The following is a 10,995-nucleotide window of genomic DNA, read 5'->3' as shown; positions in this document are numbered from 1 at the left end:
TGACCGCGTGGATCGCCAAGGAAGAACTACGGTCGTTGCTGGCTTGCGCCCGCGAGCGGGCACCGCGCTCGGTGATCTCTCACCGTCTGTTCCGCTTCCTTTCCTGGTGCGCCGACTCCGGCATCGGCGAGCTGATCACCCTTGCTCAGACGATCGACACGTGGTGGCCCGAAACGCTGGCGTTCATCACCACGGGCATCACCAACGCCCGCACCGAGGGAACGAACCGGCTGATCAAGGACACCGGCCGCGTGGCGTTCGGCTTCCGCAACCTCAGCAACCAACGCCGCCGCGTACGGTGGGCCTGCACACATCAAACGATCAACCCAGCGGCATGAGGGTGAACATCCCCCCAACATCGAAGAGCCGATATACGCGGGATGATCTCGCATGCCTAGGCCACGACCAAGACCATATCGCCAGCTCAACGGCGTGCCGGAGTTTGAATTGCCGGCCCGCTGTAAAACCGTCGGCTCAGCCTACGCAGGTTCAAGTCCTGCACCTGCCACACCAGCAGAAAGAGGCCCCTCACCAGCAGAGATGCGGTGCGGGGCCTTCTTCGTTCTTGATCCGTGAGTCCCCGTGATTCCCCGTTGTTTCCCGGGAGATCTGGCACGCCTGTGGCACGTGATCAACCCTCGGATCATGCGCGAACGCGCACGCCTGCCCCGCCTGATCTTCCCGTCTGCCTCGTCCCACCCCGGAGGGGCAACAGCCCGGGGACGGAGGGTCAAGGCCGTCTTCGCGTGTACGTCAGCCGGTAGACGTTCCTCGGTCATGGGATGCCAACGGTCACAGACGGCCTTGAACCGGAGGAGTCGGGATGTTGGGCTTGCCTGGGACGTGGCAGACGGGAAGATCAGGCCCCACCTCAGCCACCTACGGTCCAAGGCCTTCAAGGGCGATCATCCCGGAGCCGAGTACCCCCGCCGGAGGCATGGGTTTGGGGTTGCATCCTGTACCCCGGTACAGGCTTACCGTCGGGGTGTAGGGGTCGCTCGCAGGAGAGACGGGCGGCCTTGGCATTGGGGAGGGCTCATGGAGTGGGCGCCGGCTGAATGCACGCTTCCGACCGAAGAGAGGCCGTTGCGGACGGCGGAGTTCGACGAGCTGTTCGCCTCCGCGCTGCGCGGGCTGGAGCGGGTGGGACCAACTCACCTGCGGCTCATGCTGGAGGGTGGAGAACAGGCAGAGCAGACCGCGCGGGACCTGGCCGCGAGGGAGACGGGTTGCTGCTCGTTCTTCAGCTTCACCTTCGCGCCCGGTGGTGAGGGCCTGGCCCTGGACATCGAGGTGCCCGCGGTTCACGTGAAGGTGCTCGACGGTCTGGCGGTCCGGGCGATCGAGGCGGCTCCTCGGATCGCGTCATGAGCGAGAAATGGCTGCGTACCGGAGAGGTCGCCGAAGCGGCGGGGGTCAATGCCCAGACGTTGCGCTACTACCACCGGCGGGGCCTGTTGCAAGAGCCGCAGCGTAGTAACGGGGGGCATCGGCTGTATCCGCCGGAGACCGTGACCGTCCTGCGTGTGATCAAGGTGGCGCAACGGCTGGGCTTCACGCTGGAGGAGGTGGTCGACCTGGTTGAGGCGGCTTCGCATCGTCACGGCAAGTCGGACAGCGGTTTGCAGGCACGGGCAACAGCGAAGCTCGTCGAGGTGGAACAGAAGATCGCCGACCTTCAGACGATCCGTGACACGTTGGTTCAAGCGGTGGACGCCGGGTGTGATGACCTAGTGGCGTGTGCGGTGAGTTCGTGCTGCCCGTTGCCGTTCTCCGGCCTGGCGGACGGGGGCCAGCATGTCGACCTCAACTGATCCTGACCGGCGTAAGCGCCTGGTCCCAGCTGGTCTGACGGGCTTGGCTGCGTTGGCCTGTGCCGCGTGCTGTGCGCTTCCTGTGCTGCTGGCTGCCGGGGTGATCGGGGGCACCGGAGCCATTGCGCTTACGGGCGTTATGCCGACAGTGGCGCTGGTCCTGGGGGGCGTGGCCGTGCTGGCTTGGGGGCTGGTGTGGTTCCTGCGGAGCCGGAAGCAAGCCACTGGATGCGCGGGTGGAACTGGCTGCGGCTGCCAGAGTACGGGGGCTCATCGGCCCACTGAAAGCGATCCCCTACAGTCGCAGCTGTGACTGTCGCTCGCTCCCTCCTGCTGTTCGTGGTGGCCGCGCTCGCCGAGATCGGCGGTGCCTGGTTGGTCTGGCAGGGAGTGAGAGAACAACGCGGGTTGTTGTGGGTCGGGGCTGGAATCATCGCCCTGGGCCTGTACGGCTTCGTGGCCACCTTGCAACCGGATGCCAACTTCGGCCGCATCCTGGCCGCCTAAGGGCACATCTTCGTAGCCGGATCCCTGGCCTGGGGCATGCTCATCGACGGGTTCCACCCTGATCGATGGGACGTCATCGGCGCCGTGGTGTGCCTGATCGGCGTCGCCGTCATCATGTACGCCCCGCGTTGATAGTCAGAGCTGAGCGAAGCCATGGCACCTCGAACGGAGGCATAGATGGCATCCGGCTGATCAGACCTCAGCAGCTCGTCCGGTACGGGTGAACAGCATCCCGATGAGGGCAATACCCATCCATGCGGCGAGGTAGGCCCATGCGGCGTTCGGTGAGACCAAGGTCCACAGCAGTCCGGCAATGGCGCTGGCGGCGAAATTGCCCAGAGATTGGACAGTGGCCAGCAGGCCGAAGGCTGATCCACGTAGGTCGGTAGGGGCCAGGGCTGCGACGGCTGCGTGTTCGGCGGTCTCCACGCATCCGATGGCCAGACCGGCGGCGATGAAGGGCAGGGCGAGCAGGAGGTAGCTGACGGTGTCGAAGGCCAAAGCGGCGTAGGCGATGCCGAACAGGGTGATTCCTGCGGTCATGACGAGGATGGGGCCGCGCTTGCCGAGTCGGTCGGAGGTGTGTCCGGCGGGTATGGATGCCAGGGTCGCGGCGATGTTGTAGGCGACGTACAGGCCCAGGGCGATGCTGGTTGCTGCTTCGATGCCGTGGGCGGGGGTGAGAAGCTCTGTGGCTCGCAGGATGAGCAGGGTGGCGGCGACGTTGCCCACCTCGAAAGCGGTGATCGCTCCGAGGAGACGGCCCAGGTCCCCGCGCAGAACGGGCCGGATACGCAGCCTGATCGGGACGCGTTCGCGTACGGCTGGCTGGGCGGCTCTGCTGATGGCGTAGATGATGGCCAGGGCGGCGAGGACGCCGGGGATGACGGAGATGAGGATGGCGGTCCGGACGCTGAAGACGGCGACAAGGCCCAGGGCGAGAAGTGGTCCGCCGATGGCTCCTAGGTTGTCCATCGCGCGCTCGAACCCGTACGCCCGGCCGTAGGCATTGGCTGGAACCAGGTCGGCCAACAGCGCGTTACGGGCGGGAACGCGTACACCTCGGGCGAACCAGGCCCCCGCGCGCAGGGCTCCAACCTGCCAGACGTTGGTCGCCACGCCCAGCAGGGAGGAGAGAACCGCGGTGGCGGTGTATCCGCCGACTGCTACGGTCCGTCGTCGTTGAGGGTCGTCGGCGAGTGCGCCACCTGCCAGGCGGCCGACCCCGGCCAGAGCATCGGCGAGACCTTCGATAAGGCCCAGTGCTGCGGCGGGTGCTCCCAGCGTGGTGGCTAGGAGGCTGGGCAGGAGGGCTGTGGGAACTTCGTGGCCGACGTCGGCAAGGAAGCTGGCGCTTCCGATTCCGGCGACTCCGGGGTTCATCCATCGCTGCTCTGGGGGGTTGGGCTCACTCACCGAGGGCTCAGGCATGAGCGTCAGTGTGCCGTAAGCCAGTGTGCTGTTCTTCGGCAGATCCGATTCTTGCGGTGAGCGGAGCGGCTGGAGCCGATGCGAAGCATCCCGAAGGGGCCGCGAAGCGGTTGGGGCCGGCGGCTGGAGCGACCTTATTGGCGGCGGTGCGGCCCCGGTGCGGCGGGTTGGTTGGGTGCGGCGCGTGGGCGGTGCGGCGGGCGGGCCGACTCCCGCCGCCGTTCGGGACCGGCGCCCACGCCGCACGCCCGGACGGCGGGCGGTGGGAGGGCCGTGCGGCGGCGCGCCGCGCCGCCGCCTTGATATCCATAAGAACAATTCGGCAAGCTACTCGCTACGTCTGGCGTCCTTGCCTGCTTCGGCGATGAGTTCAACGAGATCAGCCAGGATTTTGGGGCCGGCGGCGATGGTGGCTTGGGCCTTCATGGTGTGCGGACTGCCGTCCGGGTCGACGACGATGGCTCCGGCCTCACAGGCGGTCAGCACTCCTGCCGTTGAGTGCGGTCAATGTAGTAAGCGTGCTGTCTTTGAGCAGGGTGCTGCGGGCTTCGCGGCGTAAGACTGCGGCAAGGGAAAACCAGTACAGCGGGTGGGATTACCGTCACCCTAAGTCGAGAACTTTGACCCGTGACCGCAATGGCCGTCCCAGCACAGGGTGGCGGCACGAGAAAAGGGACTCGACCATGCCCAAATACCTGATTCAGGCGACCTATACCGCGGACGGCCTCAAAGGAGTGTTGCAAGATGGCGGCACCGGACGCCGGCAAGCGGTGGAGCGCATGGCGGAAAGCGTCGGCGGGCGGGTCGAGCAGATGTATTTCGCGTTCGGCGAGACAGACACGTATGTGATCGTCGACCTGCCGAGCAATGCGGCTTCGGCCGCCGTAGGTCTCACGATATCGGCGTCTGGGGCGGTACGAACGAAGACGGCTGTCCTGCTGACGCCGGAGGAGATCGATGATGCCGCGCGGATGGAGGTGGCATACCGTGCTCCTGGCGCGTGACAGCCGGGTGATTGCGGGGAGCGGACACCAGCAGGCCAGGTCCTTGCCATCGAGATCGCGCCGGTTTTCGTCTTTGCTTGGGTAGCCGGGTAACCCGACGCCGTACGCGACTGCGGCCCGGAAGTCGGTGACTGCGTGTCGGCGGCGGACAGCCACAGATCGGAAGACCGGCTCACCCTTCCAGTCGGATGATGGGCGGGTAGTCGTTCCATCGGAACAGGTCGCCCCAGTTGGCCGGACAGCCAACGTACGTGGGGGTTCCGGTGGCGATGTCGTCGGGCGGCGTGCCGGGTGGACGGCGGTCCCGGCGGGGATCAGGTCTGACGCGGTGGCGTGTCAGCGGCCGCGTCAGTACGGCAACGGCCCGGTATCAGAGCGGTCGGCGACGGTGGATGCATGAACGGTTCAGCGATCGCGGCCTCGGGGCTGCGAAAGTCATACAAAGACAAGATCGTGCTCGACGGCATCGACCTGGATGTCCGGACCGGCACGATCTTCGCCCTGCTCGGGCCCAACGGCGCGGGGAAGACCACGACGGTGAACGTGCTGACCACGCTGCTGACCCCCGACGCCGGGAAGGCGGTCGTCGCCGGGCACGACGTGGCCACCGAAACCAGGGCGGTGCGCGCGGCGATCGGGGTCACCGGGCAGTTCGCCTCGGTGGACGACCTGCTCACCGGCGAGGAGAACCTGCTGATGATGGCCGATCTCCTGCATCTGCCCAGGGCGGAGGGCAAACGGATCGCCGGCCGGTTGCTCGACCGGTTCGATCTGGTCGGAGCGGCGAGCAAACCGGCGTCGTCCTACTCCGGCGGCATGCGCCGCAAGCTGGACCTCGCCATGACGCTGGTCGGCCGGCCGCGGATCATTTTCCTGGACGAGCCCACGACGGGACTCGATCCGCGCAGCCGCCGCACCATGTGGGAGATCATCCGGGAACTGGTCGCCGACGGTACGACCATCTTCCTCACGACCCAGTACCTGGAAGAGGCCGACGAACTCGCCGACCGTATCGCCGTACTCGATCAGGGCCGGCTGGTCGCCGAGGGCACCGCCGATGAGCTCAAGCGCCGGGTCCCCGGCAGCCATATCCGGCTACGGTTCACCGATCGGCACGGACTCGACGTCGCGGCACGGGTCCTGCACGGGTCCTGCACGGGTCCACGAGGGACGACGAAGAGCTGACCTTGCGTGTACCCGGCGACGGCGGGGTGAGGTCATTGCGCGCGCTGCTCGAACGGCTCGATGCGCATTCCGTGGAAGTCGAGGAATTGTCGGTGCATACACCCGACCTGGATGACGTCTTCCTCGCCCTCACCGGTCACGCGAACAAGGAGGTCAAGGCATGATGAACGGCTTCTCAGCCACCCTGGCGGATTCCGCGACCATGTTGCGGCGCAACTTCCGGCACACGATGCGAAATCCGCTGGCACTGTTCAACGGCATCATCATGCCGATGTTCCTGATGTTCCTGATGGTCTACATCTTCGGCGACGCGTTCAGCGTCGGCGTCAACTATGCCGATTACGCGACCCCAGGGTTGATCCTGACGGCCATCTGCTACGGGGTCGGCCCCACCGCGATCGCGGTGAGTTCCGATATGACGACCGGATTCATCAACCGGCTCCGCGTCATGGACGTGTCGCGGGCCGCGGTATTGAACGCGCACGTGATCGCGACCATGCTGCGGAGCCTGGTGGCCATCGCGCTCCTCATCGGGGTGGCGCTGCTGATGGGATTCCGGCCGTCGGCGAGTTTCACGGAGTGGCTCGGCGTGATCGGCATCGTCGCCTTGACGGTGCTGGCGATCGGCTGGCTGACCGTCGCGTTCGGTCTCGCGGCGAAGTCGGCGGAGAGCGCGGGGCTCGCCGCTGTCCCGCTGATGCTCCTCCCCTTCTTGAGCAGCGCGTTCGTGCCGGCCGACAAGATGGGGCCGGGTGCGCGGCAATTCGCGGAGTACCAGCCGTTCACCTCGATCATCGAGACCCTGCGCGGGCTGCTGACCGGCGCGCCGTCGGCGGGCTCGGCCATCACGGCGATCGCCTGGTGTGTGGGGATCACGTTGATCGGCTACCTGTGGGCGCGCGCGACATTCACGAAGCGAGCGTGATCTCGGCCAGCTCACGCCAATCCCGCCGCCGGCCGGCACGGGTCGCCTCGGTGAACACGGTCTCACCGAGGCGATTGCGCGTGTCCCCGGCGATCCTGGAGACGTCCGGCTGCGAACGATCCGGTGTACCGCGCACGCCGTCGCTCGCCGCGAGCAATCGCACGGCCTGCTCGTACTGTCCCTGGCGCAGCGCGAGATCCGCGATCCCGACCAGCACCTCGGCGATCAGCGGCGGATACATCGACTCCACAGCAGCACGGAACGCCTCGCTCCGATGAGCGCGGGCCTTACCGAGATCCTCGGTGAGGTAGCCGTACAGGTCCATGGCCTTGGCGCGGAGGAAGTCGCCCAGTTCCTGGTTGTCCAGCATCGCCCGTACCGTGGCCAGGTGCTGGTGTGCCTTGTCCGGCTCGCCGCGCCAGCGCGCCAGCTGCGCCTTCGAAAGCACCAGCGCGGCGAGCATGTCCGGCCAGGCGATCCCGTCCGCGCACCGCTGCGCTTCAGCCATGGCGGACGTGCTGGATCGCTCATCGCCGAGCAGCCAGTACAGCTGAGCCTGCCGCGCCCGCAGGCCGACCACGTCCTCGAATGCGCCTACCTCGGTGAGCGCTGCGACCGCCTCTTCGTAGTGCTCACACGCGCGTGCGAGCTCGCCGCGCATGACGAGCCGATCGGCCAGGAAGGTCAGCGCCAACGAGATCCCCCACCGGTCACCCAGCGTGCGGAACCCGGTGAGGGCGATCTCGATGTCGGTGTCCACGTCGGTCTCGTCGCCGCCGAGCGTGAGCCGCAGCCGGCCACGGGTGAGCCTGGCCTGCGCGCGCACCCACGGATCGTCGTCGGCGATGAGCGGCTCGAACGCGGGCAGGAACCCCGTCGGCTCTCGCAGCATCCGCTCCAGCGGCGCGACGAACCCGAGCAGCGGGTTGCGATACCCGCTGCGTGGGGTGAGCCGGTGCGCCTCGTGGATCCACTCCTGCGCCTGATACTGATCGCGGCCGGGCCAGGAGGTCAGGAACACCGACACGATGGTGTACGCCATCGCCCGCACCTCATCGGACACCTCACCGTGCAGCGAGGCCGCCGCGACGCTCAACTCGGTGCCCTCGGTCCTGCGCCCACTGAGGAAGTAGTACCAGCCCACGGCCCCGACCAGCCGCATCGCCTCCTGGGCCCATCCTTCGGCGATCGCCCCGCGTAGAGCCGCGTTGAGGTTGTCGTGCTCGGCGTCGAGCGTGGCCAGCCATTCCAGCTGCTCGGCTGCACGCAGGTGCGGCTCGGCCGTCTCGGCCAGCTCGGTGAAGTAGGCGAGGTGCGCCCGGCGCGCCGACTCGGTCTCCCCGGCTTCGGCGAGCCGGTGCCCCGCGTACTCCCTGATGGTGTTGAGCATCCGGTAGCGCGGCGTGCCCTCGCCGTCGGCGCGCAGCAGCGACTTCTCGATCAACGCGGTCAGCAGGTCGAGCACCTGCTCCCCGGCGAACGTCTCGTCCCCGCACACCCGTTCGGCCGCTTCCAGGCTCGCCCCGCCGGAGAACACCGAGAGCCGCCGCAGCACGCCACGTTCGGCCTCGGTCAACAGATCCCAGCTCCAGTCCACGACCGCGCGCAGCGTCTTGTGCCGGGGAAGCGCCGTACGGCTGCCGCCGGTCAACAGACGGAATCGGTCATCGAGCCGACGGGCCAGCTGATCGATGGACATGGTGCGCAGCCGCGCCGCGGCCAGTTCGATCGCCAGCGGCATCCCGTCGAGCGCTCGGCAGATCCGCGCCATGGCCGACAAGGTGTGCGCGTCGGAGCCGACGTCCTTGCGCACCAGATCCGCGCGGTCCCGCAGCAGCCGGACCGCGGGCGAGGAGCCGACCTCGGAGGGGTCCGCTCCTTGCGCGGGCAGCGCGAGTGGCTCGACCTGCCACAGCACCTCCCCGGTGATACCGAGCGGTTCCCTGCTCGTGGCCAGAATCCGCAGCCTCCGGCACTCTCCCAGAAGCCGATCCGCGAAAGCCGCGGCCGCCTCGATCATGTGCTCGCAGTTGTCCAGGATCAGCAGGATCGAGCGCTCGCGGACCGCGGCGATGAGCAGGTCCATCGGTTCCCCACCCCGCGCACCACCGAGCAGTGCCTGGTCGCGCAGGCCGATCGCGGTGAGGACGGCCTGCGCCGGCTCACCGTCTGCCCGCACCGAGGCCAGCTCGACCAGCCAGGCCCCGTCCGGCAGCTCGGCGAGCATCGTCCGCGCGGTCTCCGTGGCCAGCCTTGTCTTGCCGGAGCCGCCCGCCCCCGTCAAGGTGACCAGTCGGTGCTTGATGGCCAGATCGGCGACCGCGGAGATGTCGTCGTCCTTGCCGACGAAACTCGTCAGCTCGGCACGCAGGTTCGTCCTGCGGTTCGCCGCCCGCTCGCCCAGCTCGCCACGGAGCAACGCTGTGTGCAGCGCGGAGAGCTCGGCCGATGGATCGGTGCCCAACTCCTCAGCGAGCCGCTCGCGCGTCCGCTGGTACGCGGTCAACGCCTCAGCCCCACGCCCCTCCTCGGCGAGTGCTCGCATCAAGGCCGCCACGAACCCCTCCCGCAGCGGATACGTGGCAACCAGCTCGGTCAGCTCGGAGACCAACTCCGAGCCACGGCCGAGGCGAATATCCGCGTCCACCCGATCCCCGAGCGCGGCGACGTAGAGCTCGTCCAGACGCGTGACCGCGGCGTCGAACGCATCGCTGTCTCGCAGTGCGATGTCCGCCATGGCCGTACCGCGCCACAATGCCAGGGCCGAGCGCAGCAGATCCGCCCGCGCCGCGGGCTCGGCGGCACGGGCCTGACCGACCAGGTGCTCGAACCGGCACACGTCCACGGCATCAGGAGCCACGGCCAGCCGGTATCCGCCGGACTCCGCCTCGATCACACCGTCCGGCAACACCCTGCGCAGCCTGGACACCAACGCCTGCAGGGCATTCACCTCGTCCGCGGGTGGCCGTTGCCCCCAGATCCAGTCCACCAGCCTCGCACGCGTGACGATCCGGCCAGGTTCGAGGGCGAGTGCGGCCAGCAGCGCGCGCAGCCGAATCCCGGGAACCTCCACCACGGCCCCGTCGCGGTTCCGGACCTCGAACGGACCGAGCAATTCGACTCTCACATCAGTGATTCTGCCGAACCGTGGCGACAACCGGCCAACCGCCACTGCGCGCACACCGTCGACTTTCATCGGGCCGTCATCATCGCAGGTCGGGCGGATGCATCGGATTTTCGGCGGATGCCACGGCTGGTACGAGAAGTGACCGCTGTAGGAGGTGGCCGCCGCGGGTGGCGGTACGCGGCCTCATCCGTCGCCGGCTGCCGGTCACGCGTCCCAGGTGACCGGGAGGCTCTTGACCCCGTAGATGTCGGCGGTCTCCGGGCGCAGGGCGACCTCTTCGGCCGGTACGGCCAGGCGCAGCGTGGGGAAGCGGTTGACCAGCGCGGGGAGCGCGACCCGCAGCTCGACGCGGGCCAGCTGCTGGCCCAGGCACTGGTGGATGCCGTGGCCGAAGGCCAGGTGCCCGCCGTCCTGCCGGCGCAGGTCGAGCGCGTGGGGGTCGGTGAAGCGCTCGGGGTCGCGGTTGGCGGTGGCGTAGGACAGGATGACCGTCGTGCCGGCCTCGATGGTGTGGCCGTCCAGCTCGACGTCCTCCAGCGCGACCCTCATGAACTGCTTGGCGACGCTCAGATACCGCAGCAGCTCCTCCACCGCCCGGTCGGTGAGCGCGGGGTCGGCGCGCAGCGCGGCCAGCTGCGCCGGGTTGTGCAGCAGGGCGAAGGTGCCCAGGGCCAGCATGTTGGCGGTGGTGTCGAACCCGGCCGACAGCAGGATCAGGGCCATGCCCTTGAGTTCCTCGTCGGTCAGGTCGCTGTCGAGCAGGTCGCTGAGCAGGTCGTCGGTGGGGTTGGCGCGCTTGGCGGCCACCAGCTCCGCGAGGTAGTCCTGGGTCGCGGTGTAGGCGGCGAACAGTTCCTCGTCGCCGGCCTCCCCGCCGAGGAAGGTGTCGATGTGCTCCTGGAAGGAGTCGCGGTCCTCGTACGGCACGCCCAGCAGCTCGCAGATGACGATGGAGGGGATGGGCTTGGCGAACGCGGTCACCAGGTCGGCCGTCGGGCCGGC

General features: G+C 68.0%; 11 protein-coding genes and 1 pseudogene. 8 read left to right on the top strand and 4 right to left on the bottom strand.

All coding sequences use genetic code 11. The features are described from left to right. The 4 genes and pseudogenes from BM085_RS42175 to BM085_RS42160 all read left to right on the top strand — a co-directional run. A partial coding sequence (locus BM085_RS42175) for a transposase (RefSeq protein WP_143121337.1) occupies positions 1–338 on the top strand: 338 nt, incomplete at its 5' end. 748 nt (positions 339–1,086) lie between these two features. Further along, entirely contained in the window at positions 1,087–1,371 is a 285-nt protein-coding gene (locus tag BM085_RS42170) for a hypothetical protein (protein WP_245790015.1), read from the top strand. Then, positions 1,368–1,814: a MerR family transcriptional regulator gene (locus BM085_RS42165; protein ID WP_093892324.1), complete on the top strand. Its 447-nt coding sequence runs from the start codon at positions 1,368–1,370 to the stop codon at positions 1,812–1,814. Before BM085_RS42170 ends, BM085_RS42165 begins: the two co-directional genes overlap by 4 nt. Before the next feature lie 309 nt (positions 1,815–2,123). Further along, positions 2,124–2,453 (top strand): annotated as a pseudogene (locus BM085_RS42160) (YnfA family protein). Between the two features lie 60 nt (positions 2,454–2,513). Here the strand turns inward: BM085_RS42160 and BM085_RS42155 are convergent. Further along, positions 2,514–3,704 (bottom strand): MFS transporter, encoded by a 1,191-nt coding sequence (locus tag BM085_RS42155; RefSeq protein WP_218158989.1) that lies wholly within the window; start codon positions 3,702–3,704, stop codon positions 2,514–2,516. Positions 3,705–4,079: 375 nt separating this feature from the next. Beyond that, positions 4,080–4,238 carry a hypothetical protein gene (locus tag BM085_RS45115; protein ID WP_177245557.1) on the bottom strand — a complete coding sequence of 53 codons (159 nt, stop codon included), beginning with the start codon at positions 4,236–4,238 and terminating at the stop codon, positions 4,080–4,082. Between the two features lie 197 nt (positions 4,239–4,435). On the opposite strand from BM085_RS45115, the gene BM085_RS42150 reads away from it, so the two are divergent. The 4 genes from BM085_RS42150 to BM085_RS42140 all read left to right on the top strand — a co-directional run bounded on the left by BM085_RS42150 (position 4,436) and on the right by BM085_RS42140 (position 6,866). Next, the gene (locus BM085_RS42150) at positions 4,436–4,756 is read left to right on the top strand and encodes a GYD domain-containing protein (RefSeq protein ID WP_031163594.1); all 321 of its coding nucleotides are present in this window, start codon (positions 4,436–4,438) and stop codon (positions 4,754–4,756) included. A 396-nt stretch (positions 4,757–5,152) separates the two neighbouring features. Continuing rightward, positions 5,153–5,941, top strand: a complete 789-nt coding sequence (locus BM085_RS42145) for an ATP-binding cassette domain-containing protein (protein WP_342742939.1) — start codon at positions 5,153–5,155, stop codon at positions 5,939–5,941. Positions 5,942–5,976: 35 nt separating this feature from the next. Further along, positions 5,977–6,105, top strand: a complete 129-nt coding sequence (locus tag BM085_RS47295) for a hypothetical protein (protein WP_342742938.1) — start codon at positions 5,977–5,979, stop codon at positions 6,103–6,105. Beyond that, a complete protein-coding gene (locus tag BM085_RS42140; protein ID WP_245790014.1) occupies positions 6,102–6,866 on the top strand; it encodes an ABC transporter permease in 765 nt (254 codons plus the stop codon). The genes BM085_RS47295 and BM085_RS42140 overlap by 4 nt, the downstream gene beginning before the upstream one ends. Here the strand turns inward: BM085_RS42140 and BM085_RS42135 are convergent. Both BM085_RS42135 and BM085_RS42130 read right to left on the bottom strand, forming a co-directional pair. Then, on the bottom strand, positions 6,850–9,993 hold the full coding sequence (locus tag BM085_RS42135; protein ID WP_177245556.1) for an AfsR/SARP family transcriptional regulator: 3,144 nt from the start codon (positions 9,991–9,993) through the stop codon (positions 6,850–6,852). The genes BM085_RS42140 and BM085_RS42135 overlap by 17 nt on opposite strands. Positions 9,994–10,197: 204 nt before the next feature. After that, on the bottom strand, positions 10,198–10,995 hold a 798-nt coding region (locus BM085_RS42130), incomplete at its 5' end, for a cytochrome P450 (protein WP_093892322.1).

The sequence above is a fragment of the Streptosporangium canum genome, assembly GCF_900113865.1.
Lineage (GTDB): Bacteria > Actinomycetota > Actinomycetes > Streptosporangiales > Streptosporangiaceae > Streptosporangium > Streptosporangium canum.
The sequence above is the reverse complement of the archived record's forward strand: the minus strand, read 5'-3'. Positions and strand labels throughout refer to the sequence as shown.

Coding starts and splice junctions, on each gene's coding strand:
- BM085_RS42145 (WP_342742939.1), top strand. CDS start 5,153: ATGAACGGTTCAGCGATCGCGGCCTCGGGGCTGCGAAAGTCATACAAA.
- BM085_RS42150 (WP_031163594.1), top strand. CDS start 4,436: ATGCCCAAATACCTGATTCAGGCGACCTATACCGCGGACGGCCTCAAA.
- BM085_RS42165 (WP_093892324.1), top strand. CDS start 1,368: ATGAGCGAGAAATGGCTGCGTACCGGAGAGGTCGCCGAAGCGGCGGGG.
- BM085_RS42155 (WP_218158989.1), bottom strand. CDS start 3,704: ATGAACCCCGGAGTCGCCGGAATCGGAAGCGCCAGCTTCCTTGCCGAC.
- BM085_RS42140 (WP_245790014.1), top strand. CDS start 6,102: ATGATGAACGGCTTCTCAGCCACCCTGGCGGATTCCGCGACCATGTTG.